Origin of the sequence: Bradyrhizobium betae (genome assembly GCF_004123905.1) — a bacterium.
GTDB lineage: Bacteria > Pseudomonadota > Alphaproteobacteria > Rhizobiales > Xanthobacteraceae > Bradyrhizobium > Bradyrhizobium betae_A.
Genome location: NZ_MZXW01000016.1, coordinates 464,371 through 490,674 on the forward strand (window position 1 = coordinate 464,371; position 26,304 = coordinate 490,674).

23 protein-coding genes are annotated in these 26,304 nt (G+C 64.9%); 7 read left to right on the forward strand and 16 right to left on the reverse strand.

What is annotated here, in order from left to right:
- Positions 1 to 24: 24 nt before the first annotated feature.
- A complete protein-coding gene (locus tag B5V03_RS12385; protein WP_129270507.1) occupies positions 25 to 1,452 on the forward strand; it encodes a serine hydrolase domain-containing protein in 1,428 nt (475 codons plus the stop codon).
- A 4-nt stretch (positions 1,453 to 1,456) separates the two neighbouring features.
- Here B5V03_RS12385 and B5V03_RS12390 read toward each other — a convergent pair whose 3' ends face one another.
- On the reverse strand, positions 1,457 to 2,827 hold the full coding sequence (locus B5V03_RS12390) for an MmgE/PrpD family protein (RefSeq protein WP_129270509.1): 1,371 nt from the start codon (positions 2,825 to 2,827) through the stop codon (positions 1,457 to 1,459).
- Between the two features lie 123 nt (positions 2,828 to 2,950).
- On the opposite strand from B5V03_RS12390, the gene B5V03_RS12395 reads away from it, so the two are divergent.
- Complete coding sequence (locus B5V03_RS12395) at positions 2,951 to 4,066, forward strand: FUSC family protein (protein ID WP_129270511.1); 1,116 nt, start codon at positions 2,951 to 2,953, stop codon at positions 4,064 to 4,066.
- Between the two features lies 1 nt (position 4,067).
- Here B5V03_RS12395 and B5V03_RS12400 read toward each other — a convergent pair whose 3' ends face one another.
- From B5V03_RS12400 to rpsT, 11 genes are all read right to left on the reverse strand, one after another.
- The gene (locus B5V03_RS12400) at positions 4,068 to 4,718 is read right to left on the reverse strand and encodes a 2-hydroxychromene-2-carboxylate isomerase (protein WP_129270513.1); all 651 of its coding nucleotides are present in this window, start codon (positions 4,716 to 4,718) and stop codon (positions 4,068 to 4,070) included.
- Complete coding sequence (locus B5V03_RS12405) at positions 4,715 to 5,203, reverse strand: DUF2867 domain-containing protein (protein WP_129270515.1); 489 nt, start codon at positions 5,201 to 5,203, stop codon at positions 4,715 to 4,717. The genes B5V03_RS12400 and B5V03_RS12405 overlap by 4 nt, the downstream gene beginning before the upstream one ends.
- Entirely contained in the window at positions 5,200 to 6,594 is a 1,395-nt protein-coding gene (locus B5V03_RS12410) for an MATE family efflux transporter (RefSeq protein ID WP_129270517.1), read from the reverse strand. The genes B5V03_RS12405 and B5V03_RS12410 overlap by 4 nt, the downstream gene beginning before the upstream one ends.
- A gap of 172 nt (positions 6,595 to 6,766) precedes the next feature.
- Positions 6,767 to 8,062, reverse strand: coding sequence for a UDP-N-acetylglucosamine 1-carboxyvinyltransferase (gene murA / locus B5V03_RS12415; RefSeq protein ID WP_129270519.1), 1,296 nt, complete (start codon positions 8,060 to 8,062; stop codon positions 6,767 to 6,769).
- A gap of 124 nt (positions 8,063 to 8,186) precedes the next feature.
- Positions 8,187 to 8,654, reverse strand: a complete 468-nt coding sequence (locus tag B5V03_RS12420; protein ID WP_129270521.1) for a hypothetical protein — start codon at positions 8,652 to 8,654, stop codon at positions 8,187 to 8,189.
- Positions 8,655 to 8,853: 199 nt separating this feature from the next.
- On the reverse strand, positions 8,854 to 11,289 hold the full coding sequence (gene gyrB / locus B5V03_RS12425; protein WP_129270523.1) for a DNA topoisomerase (ATP-hydrolyzing) subunit B: 2,436 nt from the start codon (positions 11,287 to 11,289) through the stop codon (positions 8,854 to 8,856).
- A 241-nt stretch (positions 11,290 to 11,530) separates the two neighbouring features.
- Positions 11,531 to 12,274, reverse strand: coding sequence for a hypothetical protein (locus B5V03_RS12430; protein WP_129270525.1), 744 nt, complete (start codon positions 12,272 to 12,274; stop codon positions 11,531 to 11,533).
- A gap of 119 nt (positions 12,275 to 12,393) precedes the next feature.
- Complete coding sequence (gene recF, locus B5V03_RS12435; RefSeq protein ID WP_129270527.1) at positions 12,394 to 13,530, reverse strand: DNA replication/repair protein RecF; 1,137 nt, start codon at positions 13,528 to 13,530, stop codon at positions 12,394 to 12,396.
- Between the two features lie 162 nt (positions 13,531 to 13,692).
- Entirely contained in the window at positions 13,693 to 14,811 is a 1,119-nt protein-coding gene (gene dnaN, locus B5V03_RS12440) for a DNA polymerase III subunit beta (RefSeq protein ID WP_129270529.1), read from the reverse strand.
- 281 nt (positions 14,812 to 15,092) lie between these two features.
- The gene (gene dnaA / locus B5V03_RS12445; RefSeq protein WP_129271193.1) at positions 15,093 to 16,505 is read right to left on the reverse strand and encodes a chromosomal replication initiator protein DnaA; all 1,413 of its coding nucleotides are present in this window, start codon (positions 16,503 to 16,505) and stop codon (positions 15,093 to 15,095) included.
- Positions 16,506 to 17,781: 1,276 nt separating this feature from the next.
- On the reverse strand, positions 17,782 to 18,048 hold the full coding sequence (gene rpsT, locus B5V03_RS12455) for a 30S ribosomal protein S20 (protein WP_028151115.1): 267 nt from the start codon (positions 18,046 to 18,048) through the stop codon (positions 17,782 to 17,784).
- A 378-nt stretch (positions 18,049 to 18,426) separates the two neighbouring features.
- Here rpsT and B5V03_RS12460 point away from each other — a divergent pair, with 378 nt between their 5' ends.
- The 3 genes from B5V03_RS12460 to B5V03_RS12470 all read left to right on the forward strand — a co-directional run bounded on the left by B5V03_RS12460 (position 18,427) and on the right by B5V03_RS12470 (position 20,580).
- Positions 18,427 to 18,744, forward strand: coding sequence for a hypothetical protein (locus B5V03_RS12460; protein WP_129270531.1), 318 nt, complete (start codon positions 18,427 to 18,429; stop codon positions 18,742 to 18,744).
- Between the two features lie 175 nt (positions 18,745 to 18,919).
- Positions 18,920 to 19,576 (forward strand): peptide-methionine (S)-S-oxide reductase MsrA, encoded by a 657-nt coding sequence (msrA, locus tag B5V03_RS12465; protein WP_129270533.1) that lies wholly within the window; start codon positions 18,920 to 18,922, stop codon positions 19,574 to 19,576.
- Positions 19,577 to 19,830: 254 nt separating this feature from the next.
- Positions 19,831 to 20,580 carry a polysaccharide biosynthesis/export family protein gene (locus B5V03_RS12470; RefSeq protein WP_129270535.1) on the forward strand — a complete coding sequence of 250 codons (750 nt, stop codon included), beginning with the start codon at positions 19,831 to 19,833 and terminating at the stop codon, positions 20,578 to 20,580.
- Position 20,581: 1 nt separating this feature from the next.
- Here the strand turns inward: B5V03_RS12470 and B5V03_RS12475 are convergent, their stop codons facing one another.
- The 4 genes from B5V03_RS12475 to B5V03_RS12490 all read right to left on the reverse strand — a co-directional run bounded on the left by B5V03_RS12475 (position 20,582) and on the right by B5V03_RS12490 (position 22,999).
- Entirely contained in the window at positions 20,582 to 21,061 is a 480-nt protein-coding gene (locus tag B5V03_RS12475; protein ID WP_129270537.1) for a hypothetical protein, read from the reverse strand.
- Positions 21,062 to 21,146: 85 nt separating this feature from the next.
- Complete coding sequence (locus B5V03_RS12480) at positions 21,147 to 21,818, reverse strand: dienelactone hydrolase family protein (protein WP_129270539.1); 672 nt, start codon at positions 21,816 to 21,818, stop codon at positions 21,147 to 21,149.
- A 62-nt stretch (positions 21,819 to 21,880) separates the two neighbouring features.
- Complete coding sequence (locus tag B5V03_RS12485) at positions 21,881 to 22,210, reverse strand: hypothetical protein (RefSeq protein WP_129270541.1); 330 nt, start codon at positions 22,208 to 22,210, stop codon at positions 21,881 to 21,883.
- A gap of 24 nt (positions 22,211 to 22,234) precedes the next feature.
- A complete protein-coding gene (locus B5V03_RS12490; protein ID WP_129270543.1) occupies positions 22,235 to 22,999 on the reverse strand; it encodes an alpha/beta fold hydrolase in 765 nt (254 codons plus the stop codon).
- A gap of 311 nt (positions 23,000 to 23,310) precedes the next feature.
- Between B5V03_RS12490 and B5V03_RS12495 the strand changes: the two genes are divergently transcribed.
- Positions 23,311 to 23,802: a (2Fe-2S)-binding protein gene (locus B5V03_RS12495; RefSeq protein ID WP_129270545.1), complete on the forward strand. Its 492-nt coding sequence runs from the start codon at positions 23,311 to 23,313 to the stop codon at positions 23,800 to 23,802.
- On the forward strand, positions 23,799 to 26,081 hold the full coding sequence (locus B5V03_RS12500; protein WP_129270547.1) for a xanthine dehydrogenase family protein molybdopterin-binding subunit: 2,283 nt from the start codon (positions 23,799 to 23,801) through the stop codon (positions 26,079 to 26,081). The genes B5V03_RS12495 and B5V03_RS12500 overlap by 4 nt, the downstream gene beginning before the upstream one ends.
- Positions 26,082 to 26,304: the final 223 nt, after the last annotated feature.

The following is a 26,304-nucleotide window of genomic DNA, read 5'->3' on the forward strand; positions in this document are numbered from 1 at the left end:
TGGCCCCGAAGCCGGAGAAAGCCCGTGACCCGCCGCCGCAAGATCATCCTCGCTACCACCGCCATTGCCTGTGCCGGCCTCGCGCTCGGCGCGGCGCGGGCCCGTGACGTGCCCAAGGTCGCCACCGGCTTCATCGCCGACATCCTGTGCTCGGAGACGTTCGTCTCCGGCCTCGATCCCAGGCGCGACCTCGACGAGACCACCGATGCGATGCCGGGCGTGGGCTTGTTGACCTGGGCCATGGACTATCAGGTCGATCGCGCGCGCAAGGACGTCACGGTGACGCTGTTCGGCATCGGCCGCAGCCATGCCGTCTATCGCGAGGGGCTCGGCTGCACGCTCGAGCACGGCGCGCCGCTCGTCGATGTCGCGCTGCCACCGGACGACAGGCAGCCGGCGCTCCTGCCCGAGATTGCCGGCCCGGCGGTCGTACCGCCGCAGAGCGCAGAGCTGTCGGCCGCCCTCGACCGCGCCTTCACCGAGCCCGCGCAGCCGCCCTACCGCCGCACGCGCGCGATCGTCGTCATGAAGGCCGGCCGCATCATTGCCGAGCGCTACGCCGACGGCATCGGCCCGGAGACGCCGCTGCTCGGCTTCTCCATGACGAAGTCGGTGATCTCGGCGCTGTCGGGCATCCTCGTGCGTCAGGCCAAGCTCAAGCTCGACGGGCCCGCGCCGGTCGCCGCCTGGCAAAACCCTGAGGATCCGCGCAATGCCATCACCGTCGATCAGTTGCTGCGTCATACCGCGGGCATCGCGCTCGGCAGTTCATTGCAGGCCTCGCTCGGCTCCGCACTCGAGCCGATCAACGCCATGAAATTTGCAGAGGGCGATATGGCGAGCTTTGCCGAGCGCGCGCCGCTTGCGACCGCGCCGGGCATGGCGTGGAATTATCACGACGGCAACTTCCTCATTCTCGCGCATCTGATCCGCAACGCCGCCGGCGGCAAGCCCGCGGATGCGCTTGCCTTCGCGCGCCGCGAATTGTTCGCGCCGCTCGGCATGCACCATGTCACGCTCCAGCTCGACGGCGCCGGCACCATCGAGGGTTCCAGCGAAATGCTGGCGTCCGCGCGCGACTGGGCGCGCTTCGGCCAGCTCTATCTCAATGACGGCGTCGCCGGCGGCAGGCGCATTTTGCCGGAGGGCTGGGTGAACTACTCCGCCACGGCCACGCCAAATGCCTGGGTCGGCATCGGCGCCGGCTTCTGGACCAACCAGGGAAACAGCTTTGGTGCAAAATTTCGCGCGGAGCATGGCTGGCCGCGCGATGCCTTCTTCGCCAAGGGCACGATCGGGCAGTACACGATCGTGATCCCCTCGGAGCAACTGGTGATCGTGCGCCTCGGCCGCTCGCCGAACTTCCCGCCGGAAGCGGATGGCGTGTTCGATCTCGTCCGCGATGTGGTTGCGACAACGCGCGAGAAGGGGAAGCTGGCAGGGGTGAATTAGGCTCCTAATGCCGCCCCAATTCCGTGGCCTTCGCCACGCGGTCAAATCGCTCCAGCGTCATGATCGCATCCGCAAATTTCTCCGCGCGCGCATTCAGCACCGGGCGCGCCAGCGTCAAAAACTTCTGCTGCATCGCCTGCGCGTCCGGGAAGGACGTCGGCTCGCCCGACGGATCGGCATAGAGCCGCTCGTGCACGCCATCGTCCGTGGTGATGCTGACACGGGCGCCGAACGGATGGGTGCGGCCGACTTCGAGGCGGTCGTCCTGCACCACGTCGAACTTGTCGGCTAGCGCGTCGATGGCGGCATCGCCCAGGCGGCCGTAGTCGTCCCAGCCGAAAGAGCCCTGGTCGAGCGCCAGCGCGCCGGTGAAGAACATCGAGAACTGGCCGCCGACGATCGAGGTCGGATGCCGCTTGGTCGCGGCATCGCCGGTCAGGGTGATGCCGTTGCGATGCAGGCCGATCTCGACGCGCTTGACCTGGCCGGGCGTCAGATTGTGCTCGCGCCGCATCGCGATCAGCGCGTCGATCGCGGCATGGGTGTAGCGGCAGCTCGGATAGGGTTTGACGCCGATCTTCATGGTCTCGTAGGTCTTGCCGAGCCCGACCACCGCCTTGTCCGGATGCGCGTCATCAGTGTAGCCGGCGAGCAGGCCGTGCTTGCCCTCGATCGATTCCGACGATCCCACGAAATCGTTACGTGCCAATGTTGCAGCAATCACGCCGTTCATCGCGGCGGCGCCGACCTGGTAGCGCTTGTTCCAGGCGCCGTTGATCAGGAATTGGAGCGAGCCCGCGGCCTGGCTGCCGGAGACGCCGAAAGCTGAGATGATCTGCTGCTCCGTGAGACCGAACAGTTTGCCGGCTGTAGCCGCCGCGCCATAGGTGCCTGCGGTTGCGGTCGGATGAAAACCGCGCGCGTAATGCGAGGTCGGGTCGAGCGCATTGCCGAGCCGGCAGCAGACCTCATAGCCCGCCACGATCGCGGTCAGCACGTCGCGGCCGGACGCGCCGACCATCTCGCCGACGGCAAACGCGGCCGGAACCACCGGCGCGCTCGGATGCAGCGAGGAATCCGCATGAGTATCGTCGAAATCGAGGGAATGGCCGAGCGCGCCGTTGAGCAGGGCCGCAACCGCCGGCGTCCAGGTCTTGCTGTCGCCGAACACGGTGGATTCGCCCCTGGTGTCGAGCGCCAGTGCCTCCAGCATCTTCAGGATCGACGGCGTGGATTCCGCCTCACGCCTCGCCCGGATGGCGCTGCCGAGGAAATCCAGCGTCAGCACCTTGGCGCGATCCAGCACCTCGGCCGGAATATCTTCGAACTTCAGATTAAAGACATAGGCGGCGAGCGTTGCGGTTTCGTGGGCCATCGTGTTTCCTCGTTTTGGCGGGCAAGTTAGGCGGGCTGATTTGGCCTTTCAAGCGGCCTTGGGGCCGCGGGCATCAGCCATGCTTTTGGCTGGTTGACGAGGATGGGACCGGGGCTTTTGACGATGATACGCGCAAGCGAGCTATTCGACCGGGTCTGGTCGCGCAGGACGCAATTGGGGCTGGCGGTCCGGGTCACGGTGGCGGCCACCGGTGCCTATGCGCTTGCTACCGCGCTCCACCTGCTGTTGCCGCTCTGGGCCGTGCTGACCTCCATCATCGTGACCCAGATGAGCGTTGGGCGCTCGCTGAAGGCGACGCGCGACTACATGCTCGGCACGATCGGCGGCGCGATCTATGGCGGCGCGATCGCAATCCTGATCCCCTATTCCGGCGAGCTGGGCCTGCTGGCTCTGCTGGTGCTGGCCGTGGCCCCGCTTGCCTTTGTTGCGGCGATCTATCCGAACTTAAGTTCTGCAACGGTGACGGCGGTGATCGTGCTGGTGCTTCCGACCATGCATCATGCCGATCCCATGGCCTCGGCGATCGATCGGGTCAGCGAGGTCTCGGTCGGCGCGGTGACGGGACTGCTGGTCTCGTTCCTGGTGCTGCCGTCGCGCGCGGTGCGGCAGATCCGCGCCAGCGCGGCCAGGCTGCTCGAGCTGATCGCGGAGGCCTTCACCGAGCTGCTCGCGGGCCTCACGCGCGGCCGCGACAACGATGCGTTGCATCGGATTCAGGACGGCATCGGCACCGCGATGGTCGGCATGAATACGATCGGCGCCGAAGCCGAGCGCGAGCGCTCTGCGCGATTGTCGAGCGGGCCGGATACGGGCCCGTTGCTGCGAACGATTTTGCGGCTGCGCCACGACGTCGTGATGATCGGCCGCGCCACCGTGGTGCCGTTGCCGGTCGAGGTGCAGGTCAGGCTTGCGGCACCCCTCGCAGAGGTCAGCGCCGCGATCGTGCGCTTCTTGAAGTCCGCGGCCGAAGCCATGCGCGAAGGCGCCGGCGCGCCGCCGATCCATCCCGTCCACGTCGCGCTCCAGCATTATGCCGAGGCGGTCGCCGCCGTCCGCCATGACGGCCTGCTCCGCGGCCATCCCGGCGATACTGCGGAACGTTTCTTCGCGCTCGGCTTTTCGCTGGAGCAGATGCACCAGAATCTCTGCGATCTCGATCGGGTCGTCGGCGAATGGTCGGAAGCGGCGGCGGATGGGTCGGTGAAGGTCGCCGAGTGAGCTAGCGCCGCGCGAGCCCCTTCGCCTGCATGCGCCAGACCAGCAAATCGATGCGGTCCTGGCCGAAGAACGGCTCGTTCTCGAACACGAAGGTCGGCACGCCCCAATGGCCTGATGCGGCGTGGTCCTTTTCGTTCTCCGCGATCACCTGCTCGTAGCGATCCGGATCGGCGCTGATCGCGGCATCCATCGCGGCAAGATCGAAGCCGGCTTTCTCGGCGGCGCGCGCGAGATGATCACCCTCGTTCCATCCCGCCACCGATCCGTCCCACAGCACGCGCGCGATCGCGTCGGTGAATGCGAGTGCGCGTCCCTCGAGCTGTGCCATCGCCCCCAGCCGGGTCAGGCGGTGGATGTAGGGCTGCTCGGCCGCGACATCGAACGTCGTCTTGTCCTGGACGATCGGATCGGGCCGTGGAAAGCGGAACGGAATGCCCGCGTGCTGCGCCACGCGCGTGCTGTCGAGCACCACATAGCGAATGAAGTTCGGGCTGGCCTTCTTGAAGAAGCCGGGCACGCGGACCGCGAGCGGATAGACCGGCCGCAAATTCACCGCGAGATCATATTCTTCGACGAGCTTGAGCGTCTTCGGCAGCGCCAGATAGCTGAACGGGCTGCGGAAGGAAAAGAACAGGTCGACGGACAGCGTCACCGCGCCGGCTCCACGATGTCTCCCATCATGCTGCGGGCCACGAGCTTGTGGAACGGCACGATCAGCGTGAGATAGGCGCGCCCGAGCAGGTTATTGGTCCGCACCAACGTGGTCAATGTGACCCGCCGGTCGGCCGCATCGCCGGCGACGTCAACCACGACGCGGAAATCGAGATGGTAATCGTCAAAGCCTGCGATCAGCCGCTCCGGTGTTTCGCTCAGCACTGGAAACAGGCCGATCATCCCGTGCGGAGCCGGAGCACCTTCGCCCGATGTCTTCAGTCCGAAGGGTTTCACCAGAATGTTGCGCAAGCGCGTCAGCGCATCGATCCAGCGCGGCCCGTGCAGCACCATTCGGGTGCAGGCCTCTCGGGCGCTCAATTGCGTCGTGCCGACCTCCACACGAAACGCGTCGATGAACTGCGCGCCCGATAGCACCGTACCGGTATCGACATCGGGGGTGACTTCGCGAACGGGTCCTGTCATTCCGCCAGTCTGCGCGTCAGCATCCGGAAGCGCAAGATCAACAACCCGGCATAGACGAACGTCCCGACCGAGAATCCGATCCAGACGCCGACCGCGCCAAGGTGCGCGTTGAACGCCAGCACCCAGCCGACGGGAAATGCGACGCACCAATAGCCGATTGCCGCGAACACCAGTGTCATCCTGGTGTCATTGATGCCGCGCAGCGCGCCGCCCATGATGGTCTGGAGGCCGTCGGCGATGAAGAAGGTCGCGCCCACCACCAGCAATGTCGCCGTCAGCTCGATGGTTGCCGAGCTGGCCTCGCCAGAGCCGAAGAACAACCGTCCCAGCTGGTAGCGACTGAGGATGATGGCGACCGTCAGCGCCGAGACCAGGACGACCCCAAGCACCGCCGCGGCCAGCCCTGCGCGCTTCACCGCGGCGGGGTCGTTGCGGCCGAAGGCGTGGCCGACCCGCACGGTGGCGGCCATGCCGATGCCGAGCGGCACCATGAACAGCACGGCGGTGATCTGGAGCGCGATCTGATGCGCGGCGATCGCAGCGGTCGAGATCAGCCCCATCAGCAGCGCGGCGGACGAGAACAGACCATATTCCAGCAGCAGGGAAAACGAGATCGGTGCACCGATCGCGAGAAGCTCGCGCATCAAGGGCCAGTCGATCCGCCACAGATGAGCCAGCGGGTGATAGTCCGCGAACGGCTTTCGCCATGCGGCGATGGCGAGCGCGGCGAGGAAGGTGCCGAGATTGACCAGCGTGGTTGCAAGCCCCGCGCCGAACAGGCCGAGCTCCGGCAAGCCGAACAGGCCGTGGATGAGGGCGTAGACCAACACCGCATTGACCGGGATCGCGGCAAGCGTGATCCACAGCGGCGCCTGCGGCCGGTTCACCGCGCTCATCATGCTGCGCAGCGCGATGAAGCCGAGTGCCGGCGCGATGCCCCAGGCCAACCCGTAGAGATAGCGCTGGGCGAGTGCGGCCGATTGCGGTGCCTGGCCGAGTGCGATCAGGATGTGCTCGCCATAGAGCGGCGAAGCCATCATCGGCAGCGAGATCAGCAGCGCGACCCACAGGCCGACGCGCAGGGAATGGCGGATGCGCCTGACATCGCCGGCGCCGAAGGCCTGCGCGGCCAGCGGCGACACCGCAGCCATCAATCCCAGCCCGAAAGTGAAGCTGACGAAATAGACCGTATGCGCCAGCGCTGCCGCTGCGACCGCATCCTCGCCGAGCCGCCCGATCAGTGCGAGGTCGGTCGTGATCATTGCGATCTGCCCGAGCTGCGTCAGCATCATCGGCACGGCCAGCCGCAAGGTCTCGACGAACTCCTCGGCGAGATGGTTTTGCGGCATGCCGGCTTGCGGCTGCGAATGATGTTGCACGGTGTCGAGCATGGCCGGCTGATTAGCACAACCGGGCTTGCGTGTCCCGGACGCGCGAAGCGCGAGCCGGGACCCAGAAATCGCGAGCTCGGTTCCGCACGTATGGGCCCCGGCTCAGCAGCGCATCACTTGCGTGCTGCGCTGCGTCCGGGGCACGAGACCGTTTCTGAAAGGGAAGAGAAGATCAGCCCTTCCGTTCCGGCACGCGCTTGATCTTCGCGCCGAGCGCGTTCAGCCGTTCGTCGATGCGTTCGTAGCCGCGCTCGATCTGGTCGGCGTTGTTGATGGTGGAGGTGCCCTCGGCGCAGACCGCCGCAAGCAGCATCGCCATGCCGGCGCGGATGTCGGGCGAGATCATCGATGCGCCGCGCAGCCGGCTGGGACCTGCGATGATGGCGCGATGCGGGTCGCACAAAACGATGCGCGCGCCCATCGCGATCAGCTTGTCGACGAAGAACATCCTGGATTCGAACATCTTCTCGAACATCAGGATCACGCCCTCGCATTGCGTGGCGGTGACGATCGCGATCGACATCAGATCGGCCGGGAAGGCTGGCCAAGGCTGGTCTTCCAGCTTCGGCACGTGGCCGCCGAAATCGTCCTGGATCTTCAATGTTTGATTGGAGGGCACGATGAGGTCGTCGCCCTCGACGCGGCAGACGATGCCGAGCCGCTCAAACCCCATGCGGATCGAGCGCAGATGCTCGACGCCGGCGCGCGTGATGCGAAGCTGCGAGCGCGTCACTGCGGCCAGACCGATCAGCGAGCCGACCTCGATATGGTCGGGCTGGATCCGGTAGGTCGTGCCACCGAGCGTCGCCGGCCCATGAATGATCATGGTGTTGGTGCCGATGCCCTCGATCTTCGCGCCGAGCGCCACGAGAAAGTTGGCGAGGTCCTGCACATGCGGCTCGGAGGCCGCGTTGCGCAAGTAAGTGACGCCGTCGGCGGCGACCGCCGCGACCAGCGCGTTCTCGGTTGCGGTGACGCTCGGCTCGTCCAAAAACACGTCGGCACCGGCGAGCCTGGCCGCGCGAAATTCCAGCCGGTCGGTCGCGATAACTTTGGCGCCAAGCTGTTCCAGCGCCAGCACATGGGTGTCGAGCCGGCGGCGGCCGATGACGTCGCCGCCCGGCGGCGGCAGCATCACTTCGCCGCAGCGCGCGAGCAGGGGCCCCGCGAGCAGGATCGAGGCGCGGATGCGCACGCACAGCTCGGGGTCGAGGTCGGCGGCGCGGATGCTCTTGGCGTGGATATGAAGCGTGTTGCGGGCGGTCCATTCCGCAGACGCGCCGACCGAGCGGATCAGCTCGACCAGCGTCTCGGTGTCGCGGATCCGAGGCACGTTTTCCAGCGTCACCGGATGCTCGGTGAGCAGGGCGGCCGCGATGATCGGCAGCGCCGAATTCTTGTTGCCGGACGGCTCGATCGAGCCCGAGAGCCGGTGACCGCCCTCGACGATGTACTGGATGGGCGCCAAGTGGATTCTCGCTGTGCTGTTGGGTGGACCGGGCCTGTTTCGGAGGCGGAAACTACAGAGAATTGAGCGCGGTAGCAATTGTGTTGGGCGCAGTTCGGCCGCGTCGACCGCCTTCGGCGGGGCATCAGAACAGCCCGATGATATTCCCCACGACATAAAGGATCGCGATCAGGATCAGGGCGCCGATCATGACGAAGGAGATTTCGATCGCGATGGCGCCGGTGCCGAGGATAGCGGCGACGCCGGCAAGAAGCCGTTCCTCGCGGAAGATCAGCGAGAGGACCGAAAGCAGGATGGCGAGCAGGCCGAGCGAGATCGCAGTGACGGAGGCGGTTTCGCTCCAGCTTCGTCCGGCCGATTTCTCAATCCTCGGAGCCTGATACTCCACGCCCTTCACGCGTGCGATCACGCGGTCCTTGATGCGATGTCCGGTGTCGACGATGACCTGATCAGCCGGCGGCGGCGGGAACACCATCGGCACCACCCAATGCGGCAGCACAGCCGCCATCAGCGCCAGCACACCGACAATGCTGCCGATGATGCCGAGCCGGCGGGACGGCACGGCGGAACGGGTCGTTGCAGAGGCGGTCATGGCGTGACGTTTCCCGGCCGGAATTGGCCTTGCGGGTTCATGCCACTTCGTCGCGATGGCGGGTGGTGAGGTTCAGCCGTGGTGTTTCCGCAGCGTATTGCCGGGCTTGCCCCGGCCATCCACGTCTTGCCGCGTCGCACGAAGAACGTGGATGCCCGGGACAAGCCCGGGCATGACGACCGTTCAAGACCAATCGATCTCAGATATCGATCGTCGCGCTGAGCGAATGTTCCTGGATGAAATCGCGGCGCGGCTCGACCACGTCGCCCATCAGCTTGGTGAAGATGTCGTCGGCCTCGTCGACCTCCTTGACCTTCACCTGCAAGAGCGAGCGCGCATTGATATCCAGCGTCGTTTCCCAGAGCTGCTCCGGGTTCATCTCGCCCAGCCCTTTGTAGCGCTGTAGCGTGACGCCCTTGCGGCCGGCGTCGGTGACCGCTTCGAACAGGTCGACCGGACCGTAAACCATGTGCTCGACGTCCTTGCGCCGCAACTTGCCCGGGCGGGCATAAACGTCCTGGAGCTTCACGGTGTATTCGTCGAGCTTGCGGGCCTCGACCGAGCCCAGGAAGGCGTCGTCGATGATTGCGGCTTCCTTGACGCCGCGCACCGTGCGCTCGAATTGGAAGCCCTGGCCCTCCACGTATTGACCGATCCAGCCGCGTTCGACCTCGTCGGCGAGCGTGTCGAGTCGTGCGGCGATGTATTGCGCGGCCGCGGCGGCCTTCTCCGGATCGCCGTAGATCGCCTTGTTGAGCACGCCGGTGATGGCGGCCTGCTCGATCACCTTGCGATTGTAGCGGGTGTGCAGGCTGCGCAGGATGCCGCGGACGGCGCGGGCGTCGTCGACCAGCGAACGCAGGTCGCGGCCGCTACGATCGCCGCCGGTGCCGGGAATGTAAACGCAGTCGTCGAGGCCGGTGTCGATCAGATAATCTTCCAGCGCCCGCTCGTCCTTGAGATACTGCTCGGCCTTGCCGCGGTTGACCTTATACAGCGGCGGCTGGGCGATGTAGAGATAGCCGCCGTCGATGATGGCAGGCATTTGCCGGTAGAAGAAGGTGAGCAGCAGCGTGCGGATATGGGCGCCGTCGACGTCGGCGTCCGTCATCACGATGATCTTGTGGTAACGCAGCTTCTCGATCGAGAATTCGTCGCCGATGCTGGTGCCGAGCGCGGTGATCAGCGTGCCGATCTGCTCGCTACCCAGCATCTTGTCGGGACGCACGCGTTCGACGTTCAAGATCTTGCCGCGCAGCGGCAAGACGGCCTGGAATTCGCGGTTGCGGCCCTGCTTGGCGCTGCCGCCTGCCGAGTCGCCCTCGACGATGAACAGTTCGGATTTTTCCGGATCCTTTTCCTGGCAATCGGCGAGCTTGCCGGGCAGCGAGGAGACCGAGAGCGGGCTCTTGCGGGTCAGCTCGCGCGCCTTTCGCGCGGCTTCGCGGGCAGCTGCCGCCTGGATCACCTTGCCGACGATCATCTTGGCTTCGCCGGGATGCTCCTCGAACCAGGCCTGGAGTGCCTCGTTGAGGACGTTCTCGACCACGGGACGCACCTCCGAGGACACCAGCTTGTCCTTGGTCTGCGACGAGAACTTCGGATCGGGCACTTTCACCGACAACACGGCGGTGAGGCCTTCGCGGCAGTCGTCGCCGGTCAGCGCGATCTTTTCCTTCTTCGCGTTGGCTTCGGCATAGCCGTTGACCTGGCGCGTCAGCGCGCCGCGGAAACCGGCCAAATGCGTGCCGCCGTCACGTTGCGGGATGTTGTTGGTGAAGCACAGCACGTTCTCGTGGTAGCTGTCGTTCCACCACAATGCTGCCTCGACGCCGATGCCGTTGGCTTCCGCGCGCACCATGATCGGTGCCGGCACGATCGCCTTCTTGTTGCGGTCGAGATATTTGACGAATTCCTCGACGCCGCCGGAATAGTGCATCTCCTCGCGCTTCTCGACCGCGTGACGCATGTCGGACAGCGCGATGTTGACGCCGGAATTGAGGAAGGCGAGCTCGCGCAGCCGGTGCTCGAGCGTCGCGAAATCATATTCGATGTTCTTGAAGGTCTCGGTCGAGGCCTGGAACGTCACCTCGGTGCCGCGCTTGCCCGGCGCGTCGCCGACCACCGCCAGCGGTGCGACCGCATCGCCATGGGCGAACTCGATGTAATGCTCCTTGTTGTCGCGCCAGATGCGCAAGCCGAGCTTGCTCGACAGCGCGTTGACGACGGAGACGCCGACGCCGTGCAGACCGCCGGAGACCTTGTAGGAATTCTGGTCGAATTTTCCGCCGGCGTGGAGCTGGGTCATGATGACCTCCGCCGCCGAGATGCCTTCGCCCTTGTGGATGTCGACGGGAATGCCGCGACCGTCGTCGCGCACCGTGACGGAATTGTCGGCATTGAGGATCACGTCGACGCGCGAGGCATGGCCCGCCAGCGCCTCGTCGATCGCGTTGTCGACGACTTCGTACACCATGTGATGCAGGCCCGAGCCGTCATCGGTGTCGCCGATATACATGCCCGGACGCTTGCGAACGGCATCGAGACCCTTGAGCACGCGGATCGATTCCGCGCCGTATTCGCTCGGGTTGGAGGGCTCGTTTTCGGCAGCGGGCTGCCGAGCAGGTTCTGTCATGAGAGGCCTTCGAGATGTCGCCCGAATCAGCCGCGCAAAAGGCGCTGATTGCGAGCCTATTTGTGCCACGAAAGAGGGCTTGCGCCTAGCGCAAAGTATCTTCCGGCAACCCTTTGATCAGATAGGATTTTTTAGCGAGTTTTCAAGGCTTTTGGAGGCTGATTCGGAGGCTCGCGAAAAGCCCGATTCGAGGGCTGTTTGGGGTCTTGAAAGGCGGGGGATTTTGCGGGGGCAACGGGGCTCAGTACAGCAGGAGCGGCGACCATGCCTCGCCGTCGCGCCCGACCGTGAGCTCCCAGGTATCGCCGGCCGCGAGGTTAAGGATATTCGTGGTGGCCGGACGGCCCGGCACGCTCAGCTCGTAGGAATATTGGCCGGGCTTAAGATCCAGTGACACCGCGCGGGTGCCGCCGGCGCGCTTGATGGTTCGGTCGTTGATCGCAAGCGTGGCGTCGGTCTCGCTGATATTGGAGAACACCAGCTTCGCCTGGCCGGGCTCGGGCATGACGTTCGCGTTGGTCGCGACAGATGCGTTCTTCTGCACAAGGTTGACTGCGGTGCCGGTCGCCTTGCGGTCGAGCGCGAGCATGCCGGGTCCGAGCGGGGAGACGAAGGCAAGCTGGACGTAATCGGCGGAGACCGTTGCGCCGTCGTGCTGTTCCTGCCAGCCGAGCTTTCCAAGCTCGGTACGGTAGAATGCGAGGACGTCGCTGATTTCGGCGGGCACGTTGGCCTCTAACCTGGTGCGGAGCGGCGTTTCAACGCCGAGCACGACGGTGGTGTGGATTCCCCGGTAGCTGTAACGGGTCGGCGCGGGCAGCTTGGAATCGGGGTCGGGCGTGAGCTCGGCCGAAAACAGCACTGAGAGATGCGGCACCCAGGCACTGGCGCTCGCCGCCAGCATGCAGCTTGCGAGAAAGACGAGGCCGCACGCAAACGCCCACCATCGTGCCGAGGCTTGCGCCCCGGGCCTAGCCGTCCGCATCTCACTCTCCAGGAATGTCGCGCATCGTTGTCATCGCGCGATCGGTAACGGCTACGACACCGTCGGCGCGGCCTCTGGCAACTAGTCGCGGCGGAAAACGGCCGGGTTCAATGCGAAGTCTAGCGCCGGGCCGACACTTGCCCGCTCTCGACGTCAAAGACCTCGCCGCCGGCGCCAATCTCGGCGAAGGCCGCCGGGTCCGCGCCGGTCAGCCACACTTGCGCGCCGAGCTTGCGCAGCTCCTCGAACAGCGCCGCACGGCGGTTCGGATCGAGATGGGCGACGACCTCGTCGAGCAGCAGCAGCGGCACGATGCCGGTCATCTCGGCGACCAGGCTCGCATGTGCCAGCACGAGGCCGATCAGGAGCGCTTTCTGCTCGCCCGTGGACGCGTCGCGCGCGGGCATGCTTTTCGGCGCATAGATGACCTGGAGATCGGTGAGATGCGGGCCGTCGGTGGTGCGGCCGGCAATGGCATCGCGCGGACGGTTGTCGCGCAGGATCTGGCGGTAGCGGTCCTCGACCGACGTTGCGGTCTCGTTGAGCAGCGCGTTCTCCATCCAGCCGTCGAGCGCGATCTGCGCCGACGGAAAGGCGGATTGTTGCGCGCGTGCGTTCAACATGCCGGTCAGCCGCGCCGCGGTCTGGCCGCGCGTCGCCGCGACCGCGACCGCAAGCTCGGCGGTCTCGCGTTCGATCGCGTCACACCAATGGTCGTCGTAATTGCGCGTCTCGAGCAGGCGGTTGCGGGAGCGCAGCGAACGGTCGAGCGCGGAGATGCGGCTGGAATGCTCGCTGTCGATGGCGAGCACCAGGCGGTCGAAGAAGCGCCGCCGCTCCGACGCCCCGCCCATGAACAGCCCGTCCATCGCCGGCGTCAGCCACACCATGCGGATGTGATCGCCGAAGGCTGTCGCCGAAGTCACCGGCTCGCGGTCGATGCGGCAGCGCCGGCTCACGGCGGCGTCTGCGCGTGGCGGATCGATCCCGGTGCCGAGCGTGGCCAAACCCAATGCGCCCTCGACCTGCGCCGAGACCGCCCAGGAGCCGTCGCCCTGGTTGTCGGCGACGTCTTCCAGCGTGGCGCGCCGCAAGCCGCGCCCCGGCGACAGGAACGAGATCGCCTCGATGCAATTGGTCTTGCCCGCCCCGTTCGGCCCGACCAGCGCCACCATGTCAGCCGCCGTCTCGAGCCCCGCCGCCCGATAATTCCGGAAATGCGTCAGCGTCAGGCGATGAATGCGGGAGGGGGTCATAGAAATCCGTTTTCGTCATGCCCGGCCTTGTGCCGGGCATCCACGTTCTTGGCTCCGAAGACGTGGATGGCCGGGACATAGGCGAGCGAAGCGACGCCGTCCTACAGACGGCTACGCCCGGCCATGACGCATGTAGTCAATACGTGGAGAGGCCGGTAGCCCTCACACCCGCATCGGCATCAGCACGTACAGCGCGCTCTTGTCGTCCTTGTCCTGCACCAGGGTCGGCGAGCCCGGATCGGCGAGCCTCAGGGTTGCGACGTCGCCTTCGATCTGGGCGGCGATGTCGAGCAGATAGCGGGAGTTGAAGCCGATATCGAGGGCGTCGGAGGCGTATTCGACCTCAAGCTCTTCGGTCGCGCTACCTGAATCCGGATTGGTCACCGACAGCACCAGCTTGCCCGGTGACAGCGAGAGCTTCACCGCGCGGCCGCGCTCGCTCGAAATCGTCGAGACGCGGTCGACCGCGTTCTCAAAATCCTTCTTGTCGACGACGAGCTCCTTGTCGTTGCCTTGCGGGATGACGCGGCCGTAGTCGGGGAAGGTGCCGTCGATCAGTTTGGAGGTCAGCACCACATTGCCGATGGTGAAGCGGATCTTGGCCTGCGACAGCTCGATCGTCATCTCGGCCTCAGTGTCCTCGATCAGGCGCTGCACCTCGCCGACCGTTTTCCGCGGCACGATCACACCGGGCATGCCGTTGGCGCCCTTGGGCTGGACCAGGTCGAGCTGGGCGAGGCGATGGCCGTCGGTGGCGACGCCGCGTAAGGTAGCGGCCTGGGCGGTGCCGGCAGCGTGCAGATAGATGCCGTTGAGGTAATAGCGCGTCTCCTCGGTCGAGATCGCGAACTGGGTGCGGTCGATCAGCCGCTTGACGTCCTTGGCGGCGAGATTGAACGAGTGCGACATGTCGCCGGCGGCCAGATCCGGAAAGTCGTTCTCCGGCAGGGTCTGCAGCGTGAAGCGCGAGCGGCCGGCGCGGATCGCCAGCACGGCGCGGTCGCCGTCGGCTTCCAGCACGATCTGCGAGCCGTCAGGCAGCTTGCGCACGATGTCGTAGAACATGTGCGCGGGAACGGTGGTGGAACCCGCGGTTGCGGTTTCGGCCGGGAGCGTTTCCGTCACCTCGAGGTCGAGGTCGGTCGCCTTCAGCGACAATTTCGCATTCTCGGCGCGGACCAGCACGTTGCCGAGGATTGGAATCGTGTTGCGGCGTTCGACCACGCGGTGGACATGGCCCAGCGACTTCAGGAGTTGCGCGCGTTCGACCGTAACCTTCATTGCACTACTCGCCCGATCCCAAGGAAACATAACGTTGGAAAAGCCGGACGGCCGAAAAGCGCGCCACGGCACCGAAGACCCCGAAAAGCCGGATCATCCAGCCGATATGACCAAAGCCGTCAGGGTCGTGCAAGGTGGCTCGGATGGCCCCCGGATTCAAGGGATTGGCGGCAGTTCCCCACGATTTACAGCCCAAAACGCAGGCCGTCGCCCGGACAAACGAAAGCCGCCGCCCGGGTGTGGCCGGGGCGGCGGGAGAATGGCGGGAGCAGCTTAGGCGTTTATTCCTGAAGCTGGCGCTTCAGCGACTCCACTTCCTCGGACAAGGCCGTGTCCTTGGACACCAGTGCCTCGATCTTGCGCACGGCATGCAGCACCGTGGTGTGGTCGCGGCCACCGAAGCGGCGGCCGATTTCCGGCAGCGAGCGCAGGGTCAGCGTCTTGGCGAGGTACATCGCCACCTGGCGCGGACGGACCACGTTGGCGGTGCGGCGCGAGGACAGCAGGTCGGAGCGGCTGACATTATACTGCCGTGCCACCACGCGCTGGATGTCCTCGATCTTGATCCGCTTCGGCTCCTGCGGCCGGATCAGGTCGCGCACCTCGTGCTCGGCCATTTCCAGCGTCACCGGCCGGTTGTTGAGTTTCGAGTGCGCGAGCAGACGATTGATCGCGCCTTCGAGATCCCGGCCGTTATGGGTAATGGCGCGGGCCAGATAGGTCAGCACCTCCTCGGGCACCTCGAACGTCGCATGATGGGCGCGGGCGGCCGCAACGCGCGACTTGAGAATGCCGTGGCGCAGCTCTTCGCCGAGCGAGCCCATCTCGACCACGAGGCCGCCGGCCAGACGCGAGCGGACGCGATCATCGAGGCTTTCGAGATCGGACGGCGGACGGTCGGCCGCGATCACGACCTGGCGGCCGGCATCGATCAGCGCGTTCAGCGTGTGACAGAACTCGGCCTGCGTCGACTTGCCCTGCAGGAACTGGAGATCGTCGATGACGAGCACGTCGATGCCGCGCAGCGCTTCCTTGAAGGCGAGGGCCGTCTGCGTTTTCAGCGCGGCGACGAAGCCGTACATGAATTTTTCGGCCGTGAGATACAGCACCTTGCGTTCGTTGCCGGAATTGCCGGCCCAGGTCACCGCCTGCAAGAGATGCGTCTTGCCGAGGCCAACGCCGGCATGAATGTAGAGCGGGTTGAACATCACGGGGTCGCCGCGGCGCCCTTCGGCGACCTGACGCGCGGCGGCATGCGCCAGCGTGTTGGAGCGGCCGACAACGAAGCTTGCAAAGGTCAGGCGCGGATCGAGCGGCGAGCCGCCGAGCGCATCGTGATTGGCCGAGACCGGCGCGGTCGCCGTCGAGCGCAACTCGGGTGCGGGCGCACGACGCGCCTCGACCGGTGCCGGTGCTTCCTTCGGCTGCACCACGGGGCGCACCGCGGAGCGAACAGTGAGATCGATACGATGCACTTCGGGCATCTCGGCCTGCCAGCACGACAGCACGCGCTCGGCATAATGGGCCTGGATCCAGCTCTTCAGGAAGCGCGTCGGTACCGAGAGCCGCACGCTCTCCTCCTGCACGCCTTCCAGATCCATGCGCGCAAACCAGCTCGTATAGACGTCTTCGCCAACGTTCGAGCGCAGCCGGCTCTTCACGCGTGACCAGCGATCCTGTTCCGATGTCGTCATCATTTGAAAACTTTTCTTGAGAGGTAAGGTTGCGTTGTTAACGCCATGCAGGGTTCCTGCCGGAATCCCCGGATGGCGCGACCTCAAGCGAGTCCATCTTCAGACATGGCTCGACCGTTCGGCGGATGCGCCGCTGGTCAGATCAGCGATGTCTGGGATGGAGAGTTCGCGAGGTCAGCGCGTACTCGACGCGCCCTCACAGATGGGAGGCTGAACGCAGGACGGATCGGAAACGGCATCGTTGAGCGATGGAACTTGAATCAATACCGCGTTGAATCCGTAGGACATGATACCCTCCCCGTCCTGCCGTGATCGCTCACGACAAGGTCCTGCGTGAAAAACAACCGCCTCTGAAACGCTTCAGCCGCGGATGTCTGCCCGTCTGTACTAGTCGTCCGCTCGGCTTCGCCATCCTGCGTGTCGGAGTAGCTCAAGATGTCTCTCGTATGCGCTTGGTTGGCGCGAGCGAGACCTGGAAATCCCGCTTGGAGACATTCAGACAAAGAGCTACCGTCCCCATATTGCTATGGGTTTCGAACCGCCAATCGCTTGGTAAGGCGTCGCCTACGTGCACACCGCCGCCGATTTGCACGCTCACCCCGTTTCCGATACCGCGCTGGTCTCAAGATCGTGGGCGCCGCTGACGACTTAAGGAATACACTATGCCGAAAGACTCGCAACGAAATTGATTCACACTTGAGGCGACTAAAAACTTGACCAGCGTTAACGCCGCGCGGGAGTTGTGCACAGGCTTGCGAGCAAGAGTTTGGATTCGTGCGCAGATTCGAAAACGCGGCGTGTCATGTGACAATTCTCCGCCGCCGCCAAAAATTTTTTACAAAAGCGTCACGCACACGACGCGCGAGCGATTTTTCCAAATGCTTGTCGACGCTATGTCGATAAGTTGTTAGCGAGACATCGTTTTTTGAGTCCCGTTTCACAGGGTAGCTCCACCGCGAGACGTGTTCCGGGGAACTACGGTGTGTAAAACTCGCAGGCGCACAAATTCAACTTGAGCCCGTGCCGCAGGGGTTTTTCGCAGCGCGGTGAATGTGTCCGCTGTTGCAAGATCATCCGCAAGGAGAACTACGGAACGCATCATGGTGCGGGCGACGCAAATCTTCCAATCGAAGATTGGCCGACGCGTGATGCTTGCGTGATTATGACGGGCAGCAAAAAGCCCGGCGCGGGCCGGGCTGATTGACGAGCGCGACGTCGATCGGATCAACCGATCGGATGACTCGGCGCACTTGCTTCGCGAGCTTACTCGGAGAGCTTACTTGGCGAGCTTGGCGATCTGCGCGGTGAGGCGCGAGACTTTGCGGCTGGCGTTGTTCTTGTGAACGATGTTGCGCTGCGCGGCCTGCATCAAAGCGGGCTCGGCAGATGCCATCGCCTTCAGCGCGGCGGCGCGGTCGCCGGTCGCGATGGCTTCCTCGACGGTGCGGACGGCACCGCGCATCTGGGTGCGGCGCGACTTGTTGACGGCAGTGCGGCGGGCGATCTTGCGCGTCGCTTTCTTGGCGGAGGTGGTATTGGCCATGGTCTCAATATCCTTTGCGGTACCGGTCGCGTCTTGGTCGGGTAGCGCCGGCTGCTGGACCGCTGAATCGACGCTCGGATTTAGGGTGTTCGGTTGCTAGGCTGTTCCCGGAACGCGAGGCATCGACGAGCCAATAAGCCCAAGGAGCCTGCAACCGCTCAAAGAACAGCGGCGGCAGGATTGCGCCCACCGCCAGTTGGCGCCCTTATAGAGAGGGTCTGCGGCACCGTCAACGCTTTCCGGGGCTGGAAAACAGGCCCTCGGACGCTTCAAGAGGTGCCGTAACGCCCTGAAGAGGTTGAATTTCTGCCGCCTCCCGGCTATTGGCTGGCGGTGTTCCGATGGTCGTCCGATCGGATGATCCATATAAGGTGAGGCATGATCCGCGGCTTTTTCCGACTGATTGGGCTGTTGCTGCTGGCCGGCGGGTTCATCTTCATGGTCTATGACGGCGCCCGCTGGGTGGCCGACCAGACCCTGAAGTTCACCCGGTTCGGCCAGTTCTGGAACGACATCAATCAGACCAGCCAGACGGCGTTCCGGACCTGGGTCGAGGCCAAGGCGCCCTGGCTCTGGACCTCGGTGATCCGCCTCGTGCTGGACCAGCCGGTTTTCGCCGTCCTCGGCATTTTGGGCATCCTGCTGATGATCCTGTTCCGGCCGCGCAAGCCGCTGATCGGCTATTCCCGGGATTGATCTTCAATTCCCGCCGGGATTGATCTTCAATTCCCACCGGGACTAGGCACAGCAGCAGCGGCCGTGTAACGGGGCTGCTGCTTCCTGCGTATATGCCTATATTCCCCACTGATCGCGAGCACGCCGCCCGAGCGCTTTGGCTCGAGCGACGGACAGCTCGTCCCGGAGATCCGTCATGCTGTTCATGCGCAAGACCACCGCATTGCCGAGCGCAGCTGAAGCGCTGCCCGGCCGTGCGCAAGCCATCCCGACCGCGAGCACTCATTTCGTCAACGGCGCAAAATTGCAGCCGCCTTATCCGGCAGGCCTCGAGCAGGCCGTGTTCGGCTTGGGCTGTTTCTGGGGCGCCGAGCGAAAATTCTGGGAGCTCGGCGACGGCATCTATGCCACAGCCGTCGGCTATGCCGGCGGCCACACGCCGAACCCGACCTATGAAGAGACCTGCTCGGGTCGCACCGGCCACACCGAAGTGGTGCTGGTCGTGTTCGACCCGAAGAAGATCTCTTACGAGAAGCTCCTGAAGACGTTCTGGGAGAGCCACAACCCGACGCAGGGCATGCGTCAGGGCAACGACGTCGGCACGCAGTACCGAAGCGCGATCTACACCTATTCAGATGCGCAGAAGAAAGCCGCCGACGCGTCCAGGGCGCTCTATCAGAAGGCGCTTGCTGCAAAAGGCCTCGGTGCCATCACCACCGAGATCGCGCCCGCCGGCGAATTCTATTTCGCCGAGGACTACCATCAGCAATATCTGGCGAAGAACCCCGCCGGCTATTGCGGCCTCGGCGGCACCGGCGTGTCCTGCCCGATCGGCGTCGGTGTGAGCGCTTGATCTAACGACGAACTCGTCGTCATGGCCGGGCGTAGCCGTCTGTAGGACGGCGTCGCTTCGCTCGCCTACGTCCCGGCCATCCACGATCTTCGTGCGGCATCAAGAATGTGGATGCCCGGGATAAGCCCGGGCATGACGGTGTGGCGATGCCCGCGCGGGCACGCTTGCTATTGCGCTCGCCGCGTCCCCCTCAACGCTTTATTAACCATAACCGGTGCATCACTGGAGCTGTCTCGTTTCGAGGGATAGGTCCGGTGCCGGTTGCACGCGCGTTTCGATGGTCGATCTCGGCAGTGGCCCTGGCAGCGTCCGCCGCGCTGAGCCTTGGCGGCTGCATGCAGACCGCCGGCCCCGTCGCGTATGTGCAGCCGCGTCCCGATCTCGACTCCATGGCCTATGGCCAGCCCTATGGCGCGCCGCAACCGGTCGTCGTTGCCAACAGCGGCGGTGGCGCCATCGCCGCGCTCAGCAATTCCTTTGCCTCCTCGCCCGCGCCCATGCCGGTCGGCTATGCCGCGCCGATGGCGGGGCCGGTGCGCTATGACGCCTCCTACCATCTCGACGCCGGCGACAAGCTGCGCGTCGTGGTCTACGGCCAGGAGGGTCTCACCAACAGCTACGCCATCGACGCCGGCGGCTCCATCACCATGCCGCTGATCGGCGCGGTGCCCGCGCGCGGCCGCACCACGGCGGGCCTTGCCGGCGAAATCGCCGCGCGCCTGCGCAACGGCTATATCCGCGAGCCCTCGGTTGCGGTCGAGATCGATTCCTATCGCCCGTTCTTCATTCTCGGCGAAGTCTCCGCGCCCGGCCAATATCCTTATGTGCCGAACATGACGGTCGAGAGCGCCGTTGCGATTGCCGGCGGCTTCTCGCCCCGTGCCAAGCGCGACGTCGTCACCGTCACGCACACCGAAGCCGGCGGCGCCATGCGCGCCATCGTCCCGCTCGGCACGCCGCTAGCGCCGGGCGACACCGTGTTCGTCGGCGAACGCTGGTTCTAGCTCACCGCCTGAAGTCGAGCCGCCCGTTCGGAAAACATCCGTCGATCCTGCTGGCATCGACCACGAGCCCGACCCATGGCCGCATGATCGCCGGGTTGGTCAGGTTGATATACTTCCCGACCAGGCGTGCGCCCTCGCGCGCTGCATCGATCAGCCCGTGGCGGCGGCCATGGTCCCAGTCGAAACGCAGATAGATGCGCGCGCCTGCGACCCGCACCTCCGCGCACCCCACTTTCCATGCCTCCGCCGTATCGCCGGCGATCGTCGGATCGGCACCGCCATTCCAGCGGCTCGCCCAGACGCCTTCGAGTGGATCCGAGGAGGCAGGAATGGAGGCCCACGCCGCCGCATTGACGTCAGCCGCATCGCCGGCGAGCGCGGCGGCTGCGGCATAGTCCATGACCTCAGCGTCATCAGGCCCGGGAACGTCCATGGTGCCGAACGGATTGCGGATGACGATGTTCGTATTGGCCTGCTGCATGACGATCTCCCGGCGTGAGTTGGCAAGTTCAGCCAGCTCTATCGCCGGGTGGCAGGATGCGGCCACCCGATTTCTGCTCTCGCGCCTACTTCAAATGCGTCGCGAAAAACGCCAGGCTGCGCGGCCAGGCGATGTCGGAGCTCGCCTTGTCGTAGCTCGGCCGCTCGTCGCAATGAAAACCGTGCTGCGCGCCCGGATAGATGAAGACCTGGACGTCCGGCCGCTTCGCCTTGACGGTCTCGACGTCGGTGAGGGGAATGCCGGTATCCTTCTCGCCGAAATGCAGTTGCGTCGGCACCTTCGGTGTCTCGTCCGCAAAGCGCACGACGGCGCCGCCGTAATAGCCGATCGCGGCCTTGAGACCCGACAGCCGCGTCGCCGCGACATACGCGATGCTGCCGCCGAGACAGAAGCCGATGATGCCGACCGGGCCGATGCTCTTGACCGCATCGATCGCCGCTTGCGTGTCGCGCAGCATCGCCTCCCAGTCCGGGCTCGCGACGAATTTTCGCGCTTCGGCGATGTCGTCGGGTGTGTAGCCCGACTGAAAGTTCGGCGACGTCCGGTCGAAGATCGACGGCGCGATCGCGACATAGCCTTCCCCCGCGAGGCGGTCGCAGACCGAACGGATGTGATGATTGACCCCAAAGATCTCTTGGATCACCACCACTGCGCCCTTCGGGCTGCCCGCGGGATCAGCGCGATAGGCGCCGAGCTGGAAATTGTCGGAAGCCGTCAGTTTGATGTCTTGTCCCACGCGGGTTGTCCTTCTTTTTGACTACGAATTTTAATCTTTCTCCTCGGGATGAGGGTCGACCGTCACTCCCACATCCAGTTCTCGCCGTAGTCTTCCTTCCATCCCGCCAGCCGGCCGTGACGGAATTGCAGGAACAGGCGGTGGCGGTAGGGGATCAACCCGCTGCCGCCGAGGTTACGCAAGGCGAGATAGATCTCGTTGCCGGGGCGCCCCCGCACATATTGCAGCTTCTGCCCCAGCGCGCGCGCGGTCTGTTCGGCATCCATGCCGAAGGCGAGCGGCGTGTTGTTCGATAAGGTCGTGACGAAAGGCTGCCGCGTGCCGCCGAACGGTTCTGCTTGCGCAGACATCGAGAGCAACACTGCGCCCGCAGCCAACATCGCCCGCTTCATTGCCTGTGTTCCTGCTTGGCCGTCTTATCCCGGCAAGTTCTTCAGGAAAGGCTCGACCGCGTCAACAAAAGCCTTGGGCTGATCGATGTTGACGGCGTGTCCGGCGGCGGGGATCACGACCTTTTGTGCGCCGGGGATCTTTGCCGCCATGTAGTCGGACGCCGCCAGGAACGGCGTGTCGTCGGCGCCGACCACGATGAGGCAGGGCACCTTGATGTCGGGCAGCAGCTCGATCACGCGCGCATCGCGCTGGGTCAGCATGCCGCGCGCCGCAAGCGCCAGCCCCTTGGCGTTGCGATGGCTGGCCGTGGCGCGCTCGCGCGTCGCCGACGTCAGCATCGCCAGCCCTTCTTGATTCAGCTTATCGGCAGTGCCGAGCGCCCGGGCGTTCCAGGCCTCGCGCGCGTCGTCCTTCTTGAAACCGGGGCCGGTGTCGATGATCAGCAACGCGCGGGCGCGGTGCGGATAGGTGCGATAGAACGCGAGCGACATGTAGCCGCCGAGCGAGAGCCCCCCGATGATCGCGCTCTCAGTGCCGATCGCATCGAGGATCGCCGCGATGTCGCCGACCGTCAGCGCTTCGCTATAGGCCTTGGGATCATCGGGGTAATCGGACTGACCATGGCCGCGCATGTCCCACAGGATCAGCGTGTGGTCCTTCGCGAGCGCATCGACCTGGCCGTGCCACATCGCCGACGTCGAGGAGTAGCCGTGGGTGAGCAGCAGCGCCGGACCGTTGCCGTGAACTTCGTAGTAGATCCCGACGCCGTCCCGATCGATCTTCGGCATGTCTCCCACCCCTGTTGTTCTTGTTCCCACAGCCATCCTAGCCCGCAGGGTTACTCGAAGGAAACCGCCGCGAACGCGATGGCATGCATGCTTGGCGCACTGTCTGTTGCGTTCAGTCGCTGCATCAACGCTGTTGTCGCAACGCACAACACTGAGCCGCCGCGATAGTTTCGATCGATTCCAAATTGCATTTGCCATGGCTTGCGAACACGATCATTCTCGCGAGCAAGGTGGGCGCCGGCCCGGTGGGCGTCCGCCATTCAAGTGTTGCCGCCGTAAGCGGTTTCATGCACCGGCAGGGGAAGACGCCTATGCCAACGCTCACCATCAACGGGCGGAGCATGCCCGTGGATGCGGCAAACGACACGCCGCTCCTTTGGGCTATCCGCGAACAATTGCAGATGACCGGCACAAAATTCGGCTGCGGCGCCGGCCTGTGCGGTGCCTGCACCGTGCACGTCAACGGCGAAGCCGTGCGCTCGTGCCAGACCATGGTCGGCGACGTCGCCGGCAAGAAGATCACCACCATCGAAGGCCTCGCCCCCAAGGGTGATCATCCCTTGCAGAAGGCGTGGATCGCCGAGCAGGTTCCGCAATGCGGCTACTGCCAGTCCGGGCAGATCATGCAGGCGGCCTCGCTGCTCGTGAAGAATCCCAACCCGACCAAGGACGAGGTCGTGGCGCATATGGACGGCAATCTCTGCCGCTGCATGACCTATTCGCGGATCCAGAAGGCGATCATGCGTGCCGCCACCGAGATGCGCACCGCGTCCGCCACCTCCAGCGAACGGAGGCCCACATGAACCGGCACGTGAAGGCCATTACCCCCGAGACATCAGATCTCAGCCGCCGCTCCTTCCTCGTCGGCACTGCCGCGACCGGCCTCGTGCTCGGCTATGCCGGCGTCCCCGGCATCGGTGAGGCGCTCGCCGCGCCCTCGAATTTCGAGCCGAGCGTCTGGTACGCGATCGCGCCCGATGGTCTGGTCACCGTGACTTGCGGCAAGGCCGACATGGGCCAGCACATCGCCTCCACCATGGCGCAGATCGTGGCCGAGGAGCTGGGCGCAAAGTGGAGCGACATGCGTGTTGCGCTCGCCTCCAATGATCCAAAATTCAACGACCCCGTGCTGGGTGCGCAGATCACCGGCGGAAGCTGGTCGACCATGATGAATTTTGATGCCATGAGCCGCGCGGGTGCTGCGGGTCGCATGGCGTTGACGGAAGGCGCGGCCGCCGCGATGGGCGTTCCAGCCGGCGAACTCGTGGTGCGCGATTCCATGATCTCGCATCCGAAGTCGAAGAAGCAGATGTCGTTCGCCGACGTGGTCAAGAGCGGCAAGGCAACCAAAACCTTCACGCCTGATGAGCTCAAGGCAATCAAGCTGAAGACGCCGGATCAATACACCCTGATCGGTGTGTCAGTGCCGCAGCTCGACATTCCGTCCAAGACCAACGGCACAGCCAAATACGGCATCGACGTGATGCTGCCCGGCATGGCCTATGGCGCGGTGGTGACGCCGCCGGTGCGCTTCGGCGCCACGGTGAAATCGGTCGACGACTCCGCTGCGAAGAAGGTGCCGGGCTTCATCAAGGCCGTCACCCTCGACGACAAGACCCAGACGACGTCCGGCTGGGTCGTCGCGGTCGCCAGCACCTACGCGAACGCCAAGAAGGCGGCAGCGGCATTGAAGATCGCCTATGACGGCGGTCCGAACGCGAAGGTCTCGAGCGAGTCGCTGCTCGACGAAGCCAGGCGGCTTCAGAAGCTCGAGGATTCCGGCCAGTTCTTCGTCAAGGACGGCGATCCCGCGGCAGCCCTCGGCACGGCGGCGAAGGTGCTGGAGGCGGAGTACACCACCAGCATCAACATCCACGCGCCGATGGAGCCGATGAACGCCACTGCGGAGTTCAAGGGCGACATCCTGCACATCTATTCCGGCAACCAGTTTGCGACGCGCTCCGGCGCGATTGCGGCCGGTGCTGCCGGGATCGATCCGAAATTCGTGGTGATGCACCAGATGTGGCTCGGCGGCGGCTTTGGCCGCAGGCTCGATGCCGACATGATGATCCCCGCCGTGCAGGCGGCGAAGGCGATCGGCAAGCCGGTGAAGGTGATCTATACGCGCGAGAACGACATGACGATGGATTTCTCGCGTCCGCTCACCTACCAGAAAGTGAAAGCCGGCGTGGATGGCGACGGCAAGCTCACAGCGCTCAGTCACGACGTGGTCTCGGCCTGGCCGACCCAGCGCTGGGGAATTCCTGACTTCCTCACGCCCTCGGTCGACAAGAAGGGTCCGCTGGATTCGTTCACGGTGAACGGGGCGGACTTCTTCTACACCGTGCCCAACCATTATGTGCGGGCGATCAAGAACGAGATGGCGCACAACGCCACCCCGTCGGGTCAGCTTCGTTCAGTGGCGCCGGGTTGGACGTTCTGGGCGGTCGAGAGCATGATCGACGAGATCGCGGCTGCGACCGGCAAGGATCCGGCGCAATACCGCATCTCGCTGCTCGATGGCGCCGGCAAGAACGACGGCGGCGCGCAGCGGCTGCGCAACACGCTGCTCGCCGCGATGGGCCTTGCCGGCTACGGCACCAAGAAGCTGCCGAAAGGCGAGGGCATGGGCGTCGCCTGCGTCTCGTCGCAGGAACGTGCGACCGCAAGCTGGACCGCGTGCGTCGCGCACGTTGCCGTCGCGCCCTCGGGCGAGGTGACCGTAAAGAAGCTCACGGTCGCAACTGATGTCGGCACGCAGGTGCATCCCGACAACATCCGCGCCCAGGTCGAGGGCGCGGCGCTGTGGGGCTTGTCGCTGGCGATGTACGAAAAGGCGACGTTGAAGGACGGTGGCATCGAGCAGACCAATTTCGACAGCTACACGCCCTTGCGCATGAGCCAGGTGCCCGAGGTCGCAATCGCCGTGATCGCCAATGGCGAAAAGGCCACCGGCGTCGGCGAGCCCGCGGTGACGGTGATCGCCCCCGCCATCGGCAACGCCATCTTCAACGCCAGTGGCGCGCGTGTGAGGGCGCTGCCGATCACGGCAGAGGCCGTGAAGGCGAGCATGAAGGCGTAGGGCTTTTGAAGCCTGTTTGAGACAATCCGCCGGAGGGAAACTTCCGGCGGATTTGTTTTGGGAGCGATCCGTATCTCCATATTCGGTGTCATGCCCCGCGAAAGCGGGGCATCCAGTACGCCGCGCCCGCTCGGCGCCAGCCGCGCCGTCTCTGAGTACTGGGTCGCCCGGTCAAGCCGGGCGACGACAGGGGTGGGTGGGGCTCTAAAATTCCCTTTGTTAT

Bases quoted from the DNA above. Each gene is read 5' to 3' on its own strand.
- B5V03_RS12390 (WP_129270509.1), bottom strand. From the start codon at position 2,827: ATGGCCCACGAAACCGCAACGCTCGCCGCCTATGTCTTTAATCTGAAG.
- B5V03_RS12395 (WP_129270511.1), top strand. From the start codon at position 2,951: ATGATACGCGCAAGCGAGCTATTCGACCGGGTCTGGTCGCGCAGGACG.
- B5V03_RS12405 (WP_129270515.1), bottom strand. From the start codon at position 5,203: ATGACAGGACCCGTTCGCGAAGTCACCCCCGATGTCGATACCGGTACG.
- B5V03_RS12410 (WP_129270517.1), bottom strand. From the start codon at position 6,594: ATGCTCGACACCGTGCAACATCATTCGCAGCCGCAAGCCGGCATGCCG.
- B5V03_RS12420 (WP_129270521.1), bottom strand. From the start codon at position 8,654: ATGACCGCCTCTGCAACGACCCGTTCCGCCGTGCCGTCCCGCCGGCTC.
- gyrB (WP_129270523.1), bottom strand. From the start codon at position 11,289: ATGACAGAACCTGCTCGGCAGCCCGCTGCCGAAAACGAGCCCTCCAAC.
- B5V03_RS12430 (WP_129270525.1), bottom strand. From the start codon at position 12,274: ATGCGGACGGCTAGGCCCGGGGCGCAAGCCTCGGCACGATGGTGGGCG.
- recF (WP_129270527.1), bottom strand. From the start codon at position 13,530: ATGACCCCCTCCCGCATTCATCGCCTGACGCTGACGCATTTCCGGAAT.
- dnaN (WP_129270529.1), bottom strand. From the start codon at position 14,811: ATGAAGGTTACGGTCGAACGCGCGCAACTCCTGAAGTCGCTGGGCCAT.
- dnaA (WP_129271193.1), bottom strand. From the start codon at position 16,505: ATGACGACATCGGAACAGGATCGCTGGTCACGCGTGAAGAGCCGGCTG.
- rpsT (WP_028151115.1), bottom strand. From the start codon at position 18,048: ATGGCCAATACCACCTCCGCCAAGAAAGCGACGCGCAAGATCGCCCGC.
- B5V03_RS12460 (WP_129270531.1), top strand. From the start codon at position 18,427: ATGATCCGCGGCTTTTTCCGACTGATTGGGCTGTTGCTGCTGGCCGGC.
- msrA (WP_129270533.1), top strand. From the start codon at position 18,920: ATGCTGTTCATGCGCAAGACCACCGCATTGCCGAGCGCAGCTGAAGCG.
- B5V03_RS12475 (WP_129270537.1), bottom strand. From the start codon at position 21,061: ATGCAGCAGGCCAATACGAACATCGTCATCCGCAATCCGTTCGGCACC.
- B5V03_RS12485 (WP_129270541.1), bottom strand. From the start codon at position 22,210: ATGAAGCGGGCGATGTTGGCTGCGGGCGCAGTGTTGCTCTCGATGTCT.
- B5V03_RS12490 (WP_129270543.1), bottom strand. From the start codon at position 22,999: ATGCCGAAGATCGATCGGGACGGCGTCGGGATCTACTACGAAGTTCAC.
- B5V03_RS12495 (WP_129270545.1), top strand. From the start codon at position 23,311: ATGCCAACGCTCACCATCAACGGGCGGAGCATGCCCGTGGATGCGGCA.
- B5V03_RS12500 (WP_129270547.1), top strand. From the start codon at position 23,799: ATGAACCGGCACGTGAAGGCCATTACCCCCGAGACATCAGATCTCAGC.